This is a genomic window from Rathayibacter sp. PhB152, assembly GCF_003751395.1.
Classification (GTDB): domain Bacteria; phylum Actinomycetota; class Actinomycetes; order Actinomycetales; family Microbacteriaceae; genus Rathayibacter; species Rathayibacter festucae.
The window spans coordinates 193269-209206 of the sequence record NZ_RJUT01000001.1 but is presented as its reverse complement, the minus strand read 5'-3'; the positions used below and the strand labels follow the sequence as shown (position 1 = coordinate 209206).

Here is a 15938-nt window from a genome sequence, read left to right as displayed (position 1 = left end):
CGTCGCCGACTCGTCGTCGCGCATCCCGCCCCTCCTGATCGATCATAATCGATCATCGAGGAGGGGCGTTCCGCGCTGCCGAGCAGACTATCCCGTGGTCGCTCCGCGAGGAAAGACCCTGTTCGCAAGCCGCTTCGCGCCGTTGCGCCCGTGAAACCGCTCGGATACGGTGACCACAGCGATCGCTCTCCTCATGTTCTGAAATGATCGGAGTTGGCGCATCGCTCATCCCATTCGACTCGACGACGAGGCGCACTCATGCTCAACCGCTCTCCCCGGCACGCTCGAGGCTCGCAGCCCGAGCCCCCCTCGCCCAGCAGGCCGCACCGCAGGAAGGAGGGGAGGGGACGGACCCTCGTCGCGGCGACCGCGCTCGGCGCCCTGCTCGCGGCGGGGCTCGCCCAGGTGCCGGCCGCCCAGGCCGCGCCGTCGGACGTGCAGGCCGTCACCGTCACCGCGGCCGACGTCGCCGCCGCAGCGGAGAGCGTGAACGCGCTGACCTTCAAGGGCTTCGGCATCCTCTCCGCGAACTCGACCAGCGCGCTGCTGCTCGACTACAAGTCGCAGCACCCCGAGAAGTACTGGGAGCTGATCGAGACGCTCTTCGGCGGCGAGCACCCGATCATGACCACCATCAAGATCGAGATGGGCAACGACCGCAACACCTCGACCGGGCCGAACGTCGCGACGATGCGCTCGCGCGACGAGTACCCGAACGTGCAGCGCGAGCCCGGCTTCCAGCTGGCCGCGGACGCGCAGAAGGTCGCCGAGGGTGACGTGCACGTCAGCATCCTGCGCTGGAGCCGCCCCACCTGGGTGACCAGCGACGAGGACCAGTACATCTGGTTCAAGAACACCGTCCTGGCGGCGGAGCGCGAGTACGGGATCATGGTCGACTCGATCAACCCGGACACCAACGAGACCACGAGCCCGAACGCCGCGCTCTACAAGAAGTTCTCCACCTGGCTCCGCACCGACACCAAGGGCTACGAGGGCGCGAGCGCGCAGGACCCGAGCAACGGCTTCGCCTCGGCGGACGAGGGCGAGCGCTACCGCGCGATCCGCACGGTCGCGGCGGACACGGTCGGCACTCCCCCGACCTCCTTCGGCGACCAGCTGAACTCGACCACCGACCCCTCGCTCCGCGACGCCGTCGACGTCGTCGGCTTCCACTACGCCACCTCGGACGACGCGAACGGGAACCTCAAGAAGTTCGCGCAGACCTACGACAAGGAGATCTGGAACTCCGAGGGCCAGGCGACCTTCTCCAACTCCGCCGACCGCCCGAACAACACCAACCCCGACGGCCAGGGCGGCACCGGGACGGAGTTCGGCGGCACCAACAGCGCGCTCGAGATGAGCAACTGGGTCACCTCCGGCTTCGCGAAGTCGCTCCGGACCCTGAACATCTTCCAGCCGGCGATCGGCTCCTTCTACGACGGCTTCCAGTACTCCTCGAAGGAGCTCGTCAGCGCCCGCGACCCGTGGTCGGGCTGGCTGTACTACGACGGCGGCCTGGCCGCGGTCGAGCAGTACACGCAGTTCGCCCAGCTCGGCTGGGAGAACGAGGACAACACCGCGGGAGTCTGGCGCGGCATCCCGCAGGCCTCCGGCAGCGCGCTCGGCGGCGGCAACCCGCCCAGCGGAGCCTCGACCGGCGCAGTGTCGTACACGACGCTCGCCGCGCCCGACGGCTCGGACTTCTCCACCGTGATCGTCAACGACAGCCCGTTCGAGAAGACCTACGCGATCTCCGCGGAGGACCTCGACCTGGGCGACGACCGCACGATGGAGGTCTGGGAGACCCGCGCGGCCGACGCCGGCGAGGCCTACGACGCGAACTACGTCGTGCCCGTGTCGGAGCTGTCCGCCGTGGACGGCGTCTACACGGTGACGGTGAAGCCCTGGTCGACGGCGACCGCGACGACGCTCGACCACGCGGCGAGCGCCGGCGGTGTCCTCACCCCGCGCGAGGGCTACGGCTCGACCCTGCCGACAGCGCCCGAGTACACCGACGCCGACGGCGGCCGCGACGTGCTCGACACCGACGCGAGCGGCGACGTGAACGGCGTCACCACCGACTCCGTCCTCTACGCGGACGACTTCGACTACGCCGAGGCCGCGGACATCCGCTCCTACGACCCGGCGACCGGGGCGCTGGGCGACTCCGGCGAGTCGTTCCTCGACAGCCGCGGCGCGAAGGCGAAGCCCGCCGGCACCCCCGGCGTCCAGCCGGAGGACGACGGCGCGATCCCGCGCTACACGAACGACACCAACGGCGCCTTCGAGTCCGTGGCCACCGGCGACGCCGCGCGCGACCGCGTGCTGCGCCAGCAGGTCGGCCCGGGCATGAACGGCTCGGCCTGGAACGGCGGCGACCCGAAGACGACGATCGGCGACTACCGCTGGGCGAACTACCGCGCCTCGGTCGACGTGCTCTTCGAGAACGGCGGCACCCCGTACGCGACCCTCGGCGCCCGGGAGCAGGGCGGGACGCCCAACGGCCAGAACGTCTCCGCGGCCGAGCTGCGGGTCGACGCGACCGGCGCCTGGAGCCTGCTGCGCTACGGCACCTCCGTCGCGTCCGGCACCGCCTCCGCCACCCCCGGCACGGCGTTCCGCACCGGCACCGGAGTGTGGAACCGGATCGCCGTGCAGGTGGCGGGCGACAAGTACACCGCCTCCCTCAACGGCGTGCAGGTCGCCGCGTACACCGACCCGGCGCCGCAGGCCGCGGGGCGCGTGCAGCTCGGCTCGGCCTTCACCTTCACGCAGTTCGACGACCTCGTCGTCGAGCAGGTGCCCGGCTTCACTCCCTACTACTCCACTGTCGTCGACGGCATGCACCAGACCAGCTGGAGCGACAGCAGCACTCCGGTGCTGGAGTTCGACGAGCAGTGGACGCACGTCAACGGCCAGGGCATGTTCGAGTGGCAGCGCACGGCGTCGAAGAGCACCGGGAAGGGCGCGGCGCTGACCTACTCCTTCACCGGGACCGGACTCGACGTCCTCGGCAGCAACACCGGGGCGGCGACGCTGAACGTGACCGTGGACGGCGTCCGGGTGGCGACGAACGCGCCGACCTGGGCCGCGGGCAGCGAGCGCACGGCGTTCCAGCTCCGCGGTCTTGCGGACGGCGCGCACACCGTGGTGCTGGAGACGGCGAACGACGGCGTCCTGAACGTCGACGCGGTCGGCGTCGTCGTCGCGAATGCGGACTCGTCGGCGGTCGACACCACCGCCCTCGCGGCGGCGCTGGCGACGGCCGAGTCCTTCGTCGAGGCGGAGTGGAGCGCCTCCTCCTGGGCCCCGTTCGCGAGCGTCGTGGGTTCCGCCCGATCGGCGCTGGCCGACCCGGCCGGCTACGGCCTCGACGCGGAGGGAGCCGCCGCTCTGGTGGCGCGCCTCAGCCGGACCGCCGCGGAGCTCGTGCCCGAGGGCGTGAGCACCGACGTCCGCGACCTCGGCCTGATCGCCGGGACCGCCTCCGCCGGACTGCCGAAGACCCTGACCCTCGAGGGCGCCGACCGCGCCGTGACCTGGGACGCGGGAGCCGCGCAGGCCCTCGCCGGGACGGCGGAGCTCGGCACGGTGCGGCTGACCGGCCGGACCACCGAGAAGGTCGCCTCGACCGGAGTGTTCCAGCGCTTCTCGGTGCCGCTGCTCGTCACTCCCGCCGACCTGCGCTACTTCGTCGACTCGGGATCGAGCGGCTCGGCGGCCGGATCCGCCTACGCGGCCGTGAAGGCGAGCCAGCCGGGGGTCCTCAACGACGCCGCCGACCGGAAGTGGGACGGCGTCTCCGCGGGGAGCACGTGGGGCTTCTCGACCACGTCGACCGGCGCCGTCGTCCCGGGCAACCCCGCGGACTGGAGCTCCTCGTACGTGCCGGCCGACTTCGGCAAGCCCGTCGTGACGCACCTGACCCTGCCCGCCGGCACCTACGACGTCGTCGCCGTGCAGGCGCCGCGAGCCGGACTGACCACCAACGTCGTCTCGACCGTCACCGCGGCCGGCACGTCGAAGCGGGCCACCGCGGTCTCGACCGGGGCGGCCACGCCGGTGCGCCAGCAGGTGACCCTCGCGGCGCCGGGCGTCGTGGACGTGTCCTTCGGGACCGACGGGACGAGCGGCTACAACGCGCGGCTCGCGCTCGTCTACGTGCAGAGCGTCACCCGCGACCTCGGCTACCAGGGCGCGCTCACCGCGAGCGCCGCCCTGCCGACCACCGTGACGGTCGGCGGCGCCTCGACCGGCGTCACCTGGGACGCGGACTCCGCGGCCCAGACCCGCACCGACTACGCGCCGGTGACCCTGCGCGGGACGCTCGCGAACGGCGCGAAGGTGACCGCGCGCTACGAGGTCGTGCCCGAGGGGCTCGTCTACTACATCGACTCCGGCACCGCGGCGACCTCCTCGCCGCAGTACGGCGCGGTGCAGGCGGCCGTCCCGTCGCTGCTCAACGCCGTGTCGGACCGGGCCTCGACCGCCGCCGACCAGTGGGGCTTCGCGCCCGAGGGCATGAAGGTGAAGACCGGGACGGACGTGAACGACAAGTTCTCGACCGGCCTCTACCAGGACACGACGCAGCTGATCTACCGACTGCCGCTGGCCGCCGGGACGTACACGCTGACGGGCGGGTTCACCGAGTGGTGGGGCCTCAGCCGGACGATGAACCACACCGTCTCGGCCGGGGGCGTGGAGCTGGCCAAGGGCAACATCCCGCTGTCGGGCACGAGCACGCCGCTGACCGCGGCGCTGACCTTCACCCTCGCGGCGCCGACCACGGTGGAGTACCGGGTGACGAACGAGGGCGCGGGCGGCGAGAAGCCGGTGATCTCGTGGCTCGGAGTCGCGGCGGTCGCCCCCGCCGCCCCGGCGCTGCCGGACCTGGACGTGACGGTGCAGAGCCGGTGCGTCGCAGGCAAGGTGCAGCTGGGCGTCACCGCGGTCAACACGGCCGACGTGCCGGTGGGGATCACCATGACGACGGCCTACGGCGAGAAGGCGTTCACCGCCGTCGCGCCCGGGAAGAGCGCGTTCCACTCCTTCACCACCCGGGCGAAGGCGGTGCCGGCCGACGCGGTCGACCTGACCGTGACGGGCACCGTCGACGGAGAGGACGTGACGCGGGAGCAGAGCGAGGAGTACCCGGCCGCGAGCTGCTGAGGACCGGTGCGGGAGCCGGCGTCGCCTTCGTGAGGAGGGCGGCGCCGGTTCCGGCGTGTGCGAGGGCGGTGCTGCCTGGGGTGCGCCTGTGGGAGTTCTCAGTGTGCACTCCACGACGCTCGTGCGGGCGGCGGTCGCGCCTACGGTCGAGCACGAGCACGACGGCGTGCGGCACTCCCCCTCGAGATCCGCTCCGACCGGAAGGCACGCCATGACCACCACGCTCGACCGCCCGACCACCTCGTCCACGGCCCGCCGCGGCGCGCTGCCGGGAGCCTCCGCCGGACTGCTCGTCCTCCGCCTCGCGCTGGGCACCGTCTTCCTCGCGCACGGCTGGCAGAAGATCGCCGTCGACGGCCTCGCGGCGACGACCGAGGGCTTCGGAGCGATGGGGATCCCGTTCGCGGCCGTCCTCGCCCCGGTCGCCGCCTTCACCGAGCTGCTCGGCGGCGCCGCGATCATCGTCGGCCTGCTGACCCGGATCGCGGCCGCCGGCCTCGCTATCACGGCGCTCGTCGCGCTCGTCGTCGTCCACCTGCCGGGCGGCTTCTTCGCGGCCACCGGCGGCATCGAGTTCGTCCTCGTGCTGGCCGCCGGCGCGGTGGCGCTCGCGCTGACCGGCGCCGGCCGGCTCTCGGTCGACGCCCTGCTGCGCCGCCGCCGCTGACGCGGATCTGCTCGCGGGAGATGCCCGCGAAATGCTGGTCGAGCAGCCCCGCAGGGGCAGCCCATGCCGGTCGAGTAGCCCGAAGGGCGTATCGAGACCCACCACCGCCCGCTCGGTGGTCTGTCGGCTCCGGTCTCGGCCCGGGTGGATCTCGATACGCCCGCTGCGCGGGCTACTCGATCAGCATGGGGGGGCGCAGTCCGCGGCCAGGGTGCCTGGCCGACCGCCTCATGCCGGTCGCGCAGCCCGCAGGGCACTCCCTGCTGGTCGCGCAAGCCGCAGGGCGATTCATGCTGGTCGAGTAGCCGCCTCCGGCGGCGTATCGAGACCCACCATCACCGAGACATCCGGGAGCAAGCCTCCTCCCCAACCCCCGATCCGCCTGCCCTCTCCCCCGATCGGCCCCTGCCCCGCTTCGATGTCGGTGGCCACTGGTTCAATACGCGTATGTCAGAAGATGAGAATGCGGCAGCACTCGCGGAGGTGCGCAACTGCTTCGACGACTCCGCGGCCGCCGAGCGCGCCGCCTCCCCGACGCGCGTGAGGGCGGCCGAGCGGATGCACCGCGGCTACCGGCTCGCGCTCACCGTGCAGGAGGGCTTCGCCCGCGGAGCGTCCCGGAGTGAGACCCGCGACCTGGCCGAGCGCTCCATCCGCGCCGAGCTCGCGGTGACGATCGGCGTGTCCGAGCGGGAGGTCTGCCGACGCCTCGAGACAGCGCAGATGCTGATGGAGCACCTGCCGCTCACCCGCGCTCTGCTCCGCGACGCGCGGATCCTCTGGGAGGTCGGCGAGGCCATCTGCAGAACCGCTGGCAGCCTCCCCGAGGCCTCCCGCGCGGCACTCGACGAGCGCGCCGCTGACGCCGCCCTCACGATGACGACGACCCAGCTGCGCCGAGCGTTGCAACGCTGGCGCGAGGAGCTGCACGAGCAGCCCCTCGCCGAGCGCCACGCCCGCGCGAAGGAGGACCGCGCCGTCTGGGTCACCCCGGACGTCGATGGCATGGCCACGCTCTGCCTTCACGCTCCCGCACCTGCAGTGACGGGCGCCTACGACCGGTTGCGCCGCATCGCCCGCACCCTCCGCGACGACGGCGATCCGCGCACCCTTCAGCAGCTCAGCGCCGACGCGGCCGTCGAACTCCTCTGCGACGGCGACATCGCGGGAACGACTCCGAACGATGAACACCGGCCCGATCCGACCTTCGTCCCCGGAGTGCGGGCCGAGGTGCGGCTCACCCTCGCGGCGTCCACCGCCGCAGGTCTCGACGACGCACCCGCGGACCTCGACGGCTACGGACCCGTCCCCGCCGACGTCGCCCGCGAGCTCCTCCGAACGGGAGCCTCCTTCACGCGGGTCCTCACCGATCAGGACACCGGCGCCGTCGTGTCTGTCGGCCGCACCTGGCGCGTCCCGCCCGCGCAGATGCGCCTGCACCTCCAACTCCGCGATCAGACCTGCCGCTTCCCCGGCTGCACCCGGACTGCCGCGACCAGCGAGGCCGACCACACCCTCGAGTGGCGCAACGGCGGCGAGACGTCCCTCGAGAACCTCGTCATGCTCTGCACGTCCCACCACCACGTCCGGCACGGAGAGCAGTGGAGCTACGACCGGATCGACGACGACGGGACGCTCGAGTGGACGAGCCCCACCGGCCGGCGGATCAGTAACCGGCCACCACCTCTGCCCGGCCGGCCGCCGGACCGGCCGCCGGGGCCCCGCTTCGACATTGTTCCCGCACCGTTCTGACGGTGGTGGATCTCGATACGCCCGCTCCGCGGGCTACTCGATCAGCATGGTGTGCCCGAGAGGCGTGCTGCTCGATCGGCAAGGTGCGCCCGCGAAGCGTGCTGCTCGATCAGCATGCAGTGCGCGCTTCGCGGCCCGGCAGAGCAGCACGCGTGCGGACCGCGCACCGCCTTCATGCTGGTCGAGTAGCGCGCAGCGCGTATCGAGACCCGGGTCCGGCAGACGGGGGATCTCGATACGCCCGCGAAGCGGGCTACTCGATCAGCAAGGTGCGCCCGCGAGCCGTGCTGCTCGATCAGCCTGCAGTGCGCGCCTTGCGGCCTAGCCGAGCAGCACGCATCCGGACCGCGGACCGCCTTCATGCTGGTCGAGTAGCGCGCAGCGCGTATCGAGACCCGACCCCCGGACGGCGGTGGATCTCGATACGCCCGCGAGGCGGGCTACTCGATCTGCATGAGGCGCGTGCACGGCGCGTCCGCGTGCACCACGGACATGGTCAGGCGCGGGCGGCGGCGAGCAGGGCGCCGAGGCGGTCGAGCTGGGCCGGGTCCTCGAGGGCGGAGCCGACGGCGGCGACGCGGACGCCGGCGTCGAGGAAGTCGGAGACGTTGGCGGCGTCGAGGCCGCCGGTCGCGACGAAGCGGATGCCGGGGAAGGGGCCGCGGATGTGCTTGAACCAGCCCGCGCCGAGCCAGGTCGCGGGGAAGGCCTTCAGCCAGGTGAGGCCGAGCGAGGCGGCGAGCTGCACCTCCGAGGGGGTCGCGACTCCGGGCAGCAGCGGGAGGTCGACGGCGCCGGCGGCGGCGAGGATGCGCTGGTCGAGGCCCGGTGAGACGAGGTAGCCGGCGCCGGCCTCGCGGGCGAGCGCGACCTGCTCGGGGCGGACGATGGTGCCCGCTCCGACGGTCTTGCCGCGCTCGGCACCCAGGCGCGCGACCTCGCGGAGGGCGACCTCGTCCTCCGCGGTCTGCAGCGGCACCTCGACCGAGTCGATGCCGAGGTCCCAGGCGGTCGTCGCGAGGGCGATCGAGCGCTCCACGCCCATCCCGCGCAGGATCGCCATCAGCGGGGCGCCCGCGAAGACCTCGTCGAAGGGGCTCGCGGTCGGGCTCGCAGTCGGGGTGGTCGCGGTGGTGGTGGTGAACGCAGTCATCGTCGTGCCGTTCTCTCGTCGAGGGAGTCGCCCGCCACGGCGAGGGTGAGGGCGGCGCGGTCGTGGCCGCGGCGCAGGCGTGCTCCGGGGTCGGCGCCCTGGAGCAGGGCGGCCAGGTAGCCGCCGGCGAAGGCGTCGCCCGCGCCGACCGCGTCGAGCACCTCCACCTCGTGCGACGGCTCGAAGACCCAGCCGGCAGTGTCGGACCCGGCATCAGCGCAGAACACCGTCGCGCCGATGTGGCCGTCCTTGACGACCAGCTCGGCGACGTCCGGGAACAGCGCCCGGACGTCCTCGGCGGTGCGGGTGCCCCACAGGGTCTCCGCCTCGTCGCGGCCGACGAAGACCACGTCGGCCAGCCGGACCAGCTCGGCGAGGACCGGCGCGGCGTCGGCGACGCTCCAGAGCGCGGCGCGGTAGTTGACGTCGAGGCTCACCGGGATGCCGAGCTCGCGGGCGCGGAGAGCGGCGCGACGGAGGAAGCGGTCGGCCGGATCCGAGAGCGCCGCGGTGATCCCGGACAGGTGCAGCAGCGCCACGTCGTCGAACGGGGCGGCATCGGCGTCGGCGGTGTCGAGGTACGCGGCGGCCGATCCCGCTCGGTAGTAGGAGACTCCGCGGCCGGGGTCCTTCACGTAGACGCCGGTGGGATGACCGGGGTCGCGGACGACGCGCGAGACGTCGATCCGCCGCGCCGCGAGCTGCCGGAGTACCCGCTCGCCGAGCGCGTCGGCACCGAGCCGGCTGTGCCAGCGCACGGGGACGCCGAGCGCCGCCGCGTGCGCGAGCACGTTCGACTCCGCACCGCCCGCGTCGACGAGGAAGTCGTCCGCGTCGGCGACCGAGCCGCCGCAGGGCACCAGCACGGCCATGGTCTCCCCCATGGCCAGCAGCACGCCGCCGACAGCGGATCCGGACGTCACGCCAGGTCCTTCACCGGCGCCGCATCCATGTCGTCGAACGCCTGGTTCTCGCCCGCCATCGCCCAGACGAAGGAGTACGCGGCGGTACCGACGCCGGAGTGCAGCGACCAGCTCGGCGAGAGGATCGCCTGGCGGTCGGCCACGACGAGGTGCCGGGTCTCCTGGCGCTCCCCGAGCAGGTGGATCACGCGCGCGTCCTCGGGCAGGTCGAAGTAGAGGTAGCACTCGGTGCGGCGGTCGTGGGTGTGCGCGGGCATGGTGTTCCACATCGAGCCCTCGTGGAGGGTCGTCACGCCCATCACGATCTGGCAGCTGCGCACGCCGTTCTCGTGGATGTACTGGTTGAGCGTGCGGCGGTTGCTCGTCGCCTGCTCGCCGAGCTCGCGGACGGTGCCCTCGCCGGGCGCGACGAGCACCGAGGGGTAGGTCGTGTGCGCGGGGGCGGAGAAGAGGTAGAACTGCGCGCCCGCGTCGCCCGAGCCGTCGGCGTCCTCGAACGCCACCGCCTCGATCCCGCGGCCCAGGTACAGGCAGGCGCCCGACACCAGCGTGTACGTCTCGCCGTCCGCGGTCACCGTGCCGGTGCCGCCGACGTTGACGATCCCGAGCTCGCGGTGCTCGAGGAAGGTCTCGCTGCGGATCTCCTCGTAGCCGGTCAGCTCGAGCCGCTGTCCCGCGGGGACGGCGCCGCCGAGCACGATGCGGTCGTGGTGCGTGTAGACCAGCCGGATCTCGCCGGCGACGAACACCTCCGGGACGAGGTACTCCCGGCGCAGGTCCTCGGTGGTCATGCCGGGGATCTGCGAGGGGTTGGTGGCGTAGCGCTGCTCCATGGGGAGACTCCTGTCGGGTCGGTTCTGGTCGGGTGGGTTCGGGGAGCCGGTCGGCGTCAGCGCACGAGCCAGCCGCCGTCGACGGGGAGGATCGTCCCCGTGACGTAGGCGGCGGCGTCCGAGGCGAGGAACACGAAGGCGCCCTGCAGATCGGCGGGCGTGCCCCAGCGGCCGGCCGGGATGCGCGCGACGATCGACGCCTCGCGGGCCTCGTCGGCGCGGATCGCGGCGGTGTTGTCGGTGGCGAGGTAGCCGGGCGCGATCGCGTTGACGGTCACTCCGGAGGCGGCCCACTCGTTCGCGAACGCCTTGGTCAGCCCCGCGACCGCGTGCTTCGACGCCGTGTAGCCGGGCACAGTGATCCCGCCCTGGAAGGACAGCATCGACGCGACGGTGATGATCCGCCCCGAGCCCTGCGCGATCATCCGCCGGCCGGCCGCCTGGGTGAGGTGGAAGACCGAGTCGAGGTTCACCTTCAGCACCTCGTCCCAGTCCGCGGCGCTGTGCTCGGCCGCGGGGGTGCGCTTGATCGTGCCGGCGTTGTTGACCAGAACATCGATCCGGCCGAGCTCGGCGACGACCTCGTCGATCGCGGAGTGCAGCTCCTCGGGCGTCGCCGCCGCGAAGTCGCGGCGGATGAGGTGCGCCCGGCGGCCCAGCCCGCGGACCAGCTCGGCGGTCTCGCTCGCGTCGCCGCGGTCGATCAGCGCGATGTCGGCACCGGCCCCGGCCAGCGCCAGCGCGGCTCCCCGGCCGATGCCCCGGCTGGTCCCGGTGACGGCGGCGACGCGGCCGTCGAGGCGGAAGGCGTCCAGGGTGAAGGCGTCGGCGGTCATGGTCGTCCCTTTCGGAAGGTCGTGGTGAGGGAGCCGATCCCGTCGACGCGGATCGTGACCGCGTCGCCGTCGGCCAGCGGGCGGTGTGCCGCGAGCGCCTCCGGCAGCTTCTGCGGGCTGCCCGTGGCGATCACGTCGCCCGGCTCGAGGGTCATCCCCTCGCTGAGGTGGTGGACGAGCGCCGCCATGCTGAAGACCAGGTCGGCGGTGCTCTGCGAGACGGTGACGACGCCGTCGCGGATCACCTCGACGCGGAGGTCGCCGGTGTCCGCGATCTCGTCGGGCGTCACGAGCCACGGGCCGAGCGGGGCGAAGCCGTCGGAGCACTTGCCGAGCGTCCACTGGCTGGAGCGGCCCTGCCAGCTGCGCTCGGAGACGTCGTTGATCACGGTGTAGCCGGCGATGTGCGAGGCCGCCTCCTCGAGCGGGATGTCCCGCCCGCGGCGGCCGATGACGAGCGCGATCTCGCCCTCGTAGTCGACGTAGGTCGCCGTCAGCGGCAGCGTCACCGGGTCGCCGGGGGCGCCGAGGGTGTTCGGCGTCTTGACGAACACGTCGGGGGTCGTCGGCACGGGCCGGTCCTCGCCGCCGGCGGGCACGTGCCCGCGGTAGTTGTAGCCGATGCAGAGGATCTTCCCCGGCACGACCGGCGGCAGGAGGCGGAGGGAGTCGAGCGGGACGGTCGAGGTGCCCACCGCCCGGGCCGCGGTCAGCAGCGCGCGGTCGGCGAGCAGCTCCGTGACGGTCGCGGCGCCCAGGTCGAGCACGCGATCGCCGGCGAGCACGAGCCCTGTCCGAGCGCCCTCGGCGCTCTCGAATCGGACGAGTCTCACCAGTAGGGCCGCCATTCCGGTCGCGAGACGCGCATCAGCGCCTCCAGGTAGAAGTAGTCGCCCCAGAGCGTGCCCTCGTCGACGCCCACGTTCTTCGGCAGGTCGTAGACGCTGTGCAGCAGGACGGTGTCCGCGGCCTCGGGGCTCTCGGGAGCGCACTCCCGGATCAGCGCCGCGAGGATCCGGTGCGCGGCGTCGCGCCAGCGCGCGGCGCACTCGGCGTCGGTCTCGACCAGGGCCAGCTCGAGCAGTCCGCAGACCGCGATCGCCGCCGCCGAGCTGTCGCGGGGCGCGTCGCTGCCCTCCGCGTAGACGAGGTCCCAGTAGGGCACGAGGTCGCGCGGCAGGTGCGCGAGGAAGTACTCGGCGCAGGCCCGCGACGCCTCCAGCAGCGCGTCGTCGCCGAGCACGCGGAAGCCCATCGCGAAGCCGTAGACGCCCCAGGCCTGCCCGCGCGCCCAGCAGGAGTCGTCGAACGCGCCCTGCTCGGTGCCGCCGCGCAGCGGCTCGCCGGTCTCGGCGTCCCAGTAGAAGGTGTGGAAGGTGGAGGAGTCGGGGCGGAGGATGTTCACCCGCAGCGCCTCGATGTGGCGCGCGACGGCCTCGGCGTAGCGCGGGTCGCCGGTCTGCTCGCCGGCCCAGGTCAGCAGCGGCATGTTCATCAGCGAGTCGATGATCGTGCGGCCGCGCTGCTTCGGGTCGCGGAGGTCGCCCCAGGCCTGCACGATGCCGGCCGTCGGCAGGAAGCGCGTCATCAGGTGCTCGGCGGCCTGGAGCGCCGCGGTGCGGCCGAGCTCGTCGCCGAGCAGCCGGAAGGGCGCGACGCAGGAGAGCGTGTAGAGGAAGCCGAGGTCGTGGGTCTCCAGGTCCTCGCCCTCCCGCACGCGGCGGGCGAAGTCCTGCAGGTGGCCGCGGGCGGCGTCGAGGAAGACGTCCTCGCCGGTCGCCTCCCAGGCGATCCACTGCATGCCCGGCCAGAAGCTCGTCGTCCAGCCGCGGTTGGCGCCGGCGGCGAAGCCCTGCGCCGCGGGGCGGATCGGGTAGCGGCCGTCCGTGGTCGTGTCGTCGGGATACGCGGAGCCGAAGGCCCCGATCATCCGGCGGACGACCTCGAGGGCGTCCGCCACGGCCTGCTCGGTGGTCGTCCTCCCCGTGGTGGGTGGAGTGGTCGTCATGGGGAGAGTCCTTCGTGGGAGGTCAGGCCGCGACCGGCTGGTCGGCGGCGAGCGCGGGGCGGAGGGTGAACCGGGCGTTCGCCCAGACCAGGTAGAGGGCGGGAGCGGCCGAGACGCCGAGGGCGAGCGCGGGCGAGGCGGTGAAGAGGTACGCCTGGAACGCGAGCACCAGCAGCGAGACGACGGACAGGTGCCAGCGGCGGGCGGCGAGGAACACCGCCGCCTTGACGGCCTGCCGCAGCGTCGATCCACCCGCCTCCGCGAGGGCGACGAGCGCCACCGGGACGCAGCCGACCACGAGCAGGGCGATGACCGCGAGGAACGGGATGACGACCACACCGATCTGCGTCGGCGCGAGGAACCGCACGTCGACGAGCACCAGCACGACGACCGCGGTCGCGGCGGCCAGCAGCCGTACGGGGCGGCGCCAGCTCGCGCGCCACGCCCGCCAGAAGGTCCGCACGACCGCGGTCTCGCCGCGCGAGTGCGCCGCGAAGACCGCGGCGGCGCCCATCAGCGCCGGCGCGCAGAGCGGCAGCGCCACCGCGAGGAGCGGCCAGGAGAGCACCGGATCCGTCGTCACCAGCAGCAGCACGAGCGGCAGGCAGGCGACCAGGAGCAGCACGTTCGTCACCAGGATCAGGTAGGCGACGCCGAAGAGCGAGGCGTAGAGGCCGTTCGGGATGCGGCGCACGATCAGCCCTTCAGTCCGCTGGTCGCGATGCCCTCGACGAAGTACTTCTGGCCGAGGAGGAAGATCACGGCGATCGGGACCACCGAGATCACGAGGCCGGCGAACAGCAGCGCGTAGTTGGCGTCGTAGAGGGTGCTGACGAAGCTCTGCAGTCCCAGCTGGATCGTCCAGAGGTCCGGGTTCCGCAGGTAGATCAGCGGCCCGAGGTAGTCGTTCCAGGTGGCGACGAAGGTGAGCAGGGTGAGGCTCGCGATCGCGGGGATCGACAGCGGCACCATGATCCGCGCCCAGATGCCGTACTCGCTCAGGCCGTCGATCCGCGCGGCCTCGGAGAGCTCCTCGGGGATGGTCTCGTAGAACTGCTTCATCAGGAACACGCCGAAGGCGCCGAAGGCCTGGATCAGGATGATCGCCCAGAGGGTGTTCGAGACCTTCAGGTTCGACAGCAGGATGAACTGCGGGATCATGTACGACTGCCACGGCACCGCGATCGTGCCGATGTAGACCAGGAACAGCACGTCCCGGCCGGGGAAGCGCATCCGCGAGAAGCCGTAAGCCGCGAACGAGCCGGTGACCACCTGCAGGATCGTGACGACGACCGCGAGCAGCAGTGTGTTGCGGATCCAGGTGAGCATGCCGGACTGGGTCCAGATCTCGACGTAGTTGCTCCAGACGAAGGTCTCCGGGAACCACTTCACCGGCACGGAGAACACGTCGTTCGGCGTCTTCACCGAGCTCATGATCATCCAGAAGAACGGCAGCAGCAGCGCCGCGGCGGCGATGATCATCACCGCGTAGCCGAGGACGCGGCCGACCCGGCGGGCCGGGGTGCGCCCGGCCTCCTTGCGGCGCGGCGGCAGCGGCTCGTTCACGCCGACGACGGTCGGGGCGCCGTCGGGGATGAGAAGTCCGGTCATCGGGACTCGCTCCTTCGGTTGAGGAAGAACTGGGCCAGCGTCACGAGGATGCAGAGCAGGAAGAGCACGACCGAGACCGCCGACGCGTAGCCGAACTGGTTCTCCTGGAAGCCCTTCTGGTAGATGAACTGCGAGAGCACGAGGGTCGCCTGACCCGGGCCGCCCTGCGTCATCACGAGGATCAGGTCGAAGATCTTGAACGAGTTGATGGTGAGCATCACCGTCACGAAGAAGGTGGTCGGCCGCAGGCACGGGATCGTCACGTTCACGAACCGCTGCCAGACCGAGGCGCCGTCGACGCGGGCGGCCTCGTGCAGCTCGCGCGGCACGGTCTGCAGCCCGGCGAGGAACAGGATCATGTAGTAGCCCATGTCCCGCCAGGTGCTGATGATCACGACCGCGGGCATCGCCCACTCGGACGAGGTCAGCCAGCCGGGCGGGTCGGAGATGCCGATCAGTCCGAGCAGCTGGTTGATCGGGCCGTACTCCGGGCTGAAGAGCAGGTTCCAGACCACGGCGATCGCGACGATCGAGGTGATGTAGGGGAAGAACGCGGCGGTGCGGAAGAACGCGACGCCGCGGAGCTTGTTGTTGAGCAGCAGCGCGAGCCCGAGCGAGACGACGAGTGTCAGCGGGATGTGCAGCGCGGCGTAGTAGAGCGTGTTCAGCAGCGCGATGCGGAAGCTCGCGTCGCCGATCAGGCGCTGGAAGTTCGCGATGCCGACCCAGTTCGCCTGACCGAAGACGTTCCAGTCGGTCATCGACATGTAGAAGAGGGTGATCACCGGCACGAGCGTGAGCGCGGCGAAGCCCAGGAAGTTCGGGAGGATGAAGGTCCAGCCGATCAGCATGTTCCGGACGGCGTACGCGGAGCGTCGTCGTCGGGGCGGCAGGGGCGACGGCGTCGGCGGAGTCGACGGGCCGGCGTCCGCGGCGGCGAGGGTCGTCATGAGACCTCCAGGGTCCGAGGGGGGAAGAAGAGGGGG

12 protein-coding genes are annotated in these 15938 nt (G+C 72.1%); 3 read left to right on the top strand and 9 right to left on the bottom strand.

What is annotated here, in order from left to right:
* Positions 1-258 precede the first annotated feature (258 nt).
* From EDF36_RS00915 to EDF36_RS00905, 3 genes are all read left to right on the top strand, one after another.
* Positions 259-5169, top strand: a complete 4911-nt coding sequence (locus tag EDF36_RS00915) for a hypothetical protein (protein WP_123731518.1) — start codon at positions 259-261, stop codon at positions 5167-5169.
* A 211-nt stretch (positions 5170-5380) separates the two neighbouring features.
* Complete coding sequence (locus EDF36_RS00910; RefSeq protein ID WP_123731517.1) at positions 5381-5836, top strand: DoxX family protein; 456 nt, start codon at positions 5381-5383, stop codon at positions 5834-5836.
* 447 nt (positions 5837-6283) lie between these two features.
* Entirely contained in the window at positions 6284-7588 is a 1305-nt protein-coding gene (locus EDF36_RS00905; RefSeq protein WP_123731516.1) for an HNH endonuclease signature motif containing protein, read from the top strand.
* A gap of 496 nt (positions 7589-8084) precedes the next feature.
* Here EDF36_RS00905 and EDF36_RS00900 read toward each other — a convergent pair whose 3' ends face one another.
* The 9 genes from EDF36_RS00900 to EDF36_RS00860 are packed head-to-tail and all read right to left on the bottom strand — an operon-like array spanning position 8085 to position 15902.
* Complete coding sequence (locus tag EDF36_RS00900) at positions 8085-8741, bottom strand: bifunctional 4-hydroxy-2-oxoglutarate aldolase/2-dehydro-3-deoxy-phosphogluconate aldolase (protein ID WP_123731515.1); 657 nt, start codon at positions 8739-8741, stop codon at positions 8085-8087.
* Positions 8738-9664: a sugar kinase gene (locus EDF36_RS00895; protein ID WP_260300470.1), complete on the bottom strand. Its 927-nt coding sequence runs from the start codon at positions 9662-9664 to the stop codon at positions 8738-8740. The genes EDF36_RS00900 and EDF36_RS00895 overlap by 4 nt, the downstream gene beginning before the upstream one ends.
* Complete coding sequence (kduI, locus tag EDF36_RS00890; protein ID WP_123731514.1) at positions 9661-10497, bottom strand: 5-dehydro-4-deoxy-D-glucuronate isomerase; 837 nt, start codon at positions 10495-10497, stop codon at positions 9661-9663. The genes EDF36_RS00895 and kduI overlap by 4 nt, the downstream gene beginning before the upstream one ends.
* Positions 10498-10553: 56 nt before the next feature.
* Positions 10554-11333, bottom strand: coding sequence for a 2-dehydro-3-deoxy-D-gluconate 5-dehydrogenase KduD (gene kduD / locus EDF36_RS00885; protein ID WP_123731513.1), 780 nt, complete (start codon positions 11331-11333; stop codon positions 10554-10556).
* Positions 11330-12166, bottom strand: coding sequence for a fumarylacetoacetate hydrolase family protein (locus EDF36_RS00880; protein WP_260300469.1), 837 nt, complete (start codon positions 12164-12166; stop codon positions 11330-11332). Before EDF36_RS00880 ends, kduD begins: the two co-directional genes overlap by 4 nt.
* Positions 12163-13341: a glycoside hydrolase family 88 protein gene (locus tag EDF36_RS00875; RefSeq protein WP_123731511.1), complete on the bottom strand. Its 1179-nt coding sequence runs from the start codon at positions 13339-13341 to the stop codon at positions 12163-12165. Before EDF36_RS00875 ends, EDF36_RS00880 begins: the two co-directional genes overlap by 4 nt.
* A 22-nt stretch (positions 13342-13363) precedes the next feature.
* Entirely contained in the window at positions 13364-14035 is a 672-nt protein-coding gene (locus tag EDF36_RS00870) for a ferredoxin-NADPH reductase (protein ID WP_123731510.1), read from the bottom strand.
* 2 nt (positions 14036-14037) lie between these two features.
* The gene (locus EDF36_RS00865) at positions 14038-14952 is read right to left on the bottom strand and encodes a carbohydrate ABC transporter permease (RefSeq protein WP_123731509.1); all 915 of its coding nucleotides are present in this window, start codon (positions 14950-14952) and stop codon (positions 14038-14040) included.
* Positions 14949-15902: a carbohydrate ABC transporter permease gene (locus EDF36_RS00860; protein WP_123447343.1), complete on the bottom strand. Its 954-nt coding sequence runs from the start codon at positions 15900-15902 to the stop codon at positions 14949-14951. Before EDF36_RS00860 ends, EDF36_RS00865 begins: the two co-directional genes overlap by 4 nt.
* Positions 15903-15938: the final 36 nt, after the last annotated feature.

Coding starts and splice junctions, on each gene's coding strand:
- EDF36_RS00915 (WP_123731518.1), top strand. CDS start 259: ATGCTCAACCGCTCTCCCCGGCACGCTCGAGGCTCGCAGCCCGAGCCC.
- EDF36_RS00910 (WP_123731517.1), top strand. CDS start 5,381: ATGACCACCACGCTCGACCGCCCGACCACCTCGTCCACGGCCCGCCGC.
- EDF36_RS00905 (WP_123731516.1), top strand. CDS start 6,284: ATGTCAGAAGATGAGAATGCGGCAGCACTCGCGGAGGTGCGCAACTGC.
- EDF36_RS00900 (WP_123731515.1), bottom strand. CDS start 8,741: ATGACTGCGTTCACCACCACCACCGCGACCACCCCGACTGCGAGCCCG.
- kduI (WP_123731514.1), bottom strand. CDS start 10,497: ATGGAGCAGCGCTACGCCACCAACCCCTCGCAGATCCCCGGCATGACC.
- kduD (WP_123731513.1), bottom strand. CDS start 11,333: ATGACCGCCGACGCCTTCACCCTGGACGCCTTCCGCCTCGACGGCCGC.
- EDF36_RS00875 (WP_123731511.1), bottom strand. CDS start 13,341: ATGACGACCACTCCACCCACCACGGGGAGGACGACCACCGAGCAGGCC.
- EDF36_RS00865 (WP_123731509.1), bottom strand. CDS start 14,952: ATGACCGGACTTCTCATCCCCGACGGCGCCCCGACCGTCGTCGGCGTG.
- EDF36_RS00860 (WP_123447343.1), bottom strand. CDS start 15,902: ATGACGACCCTCGCCGCCGCGGACGCCGGCCCGTCGACTCCGCCGACG.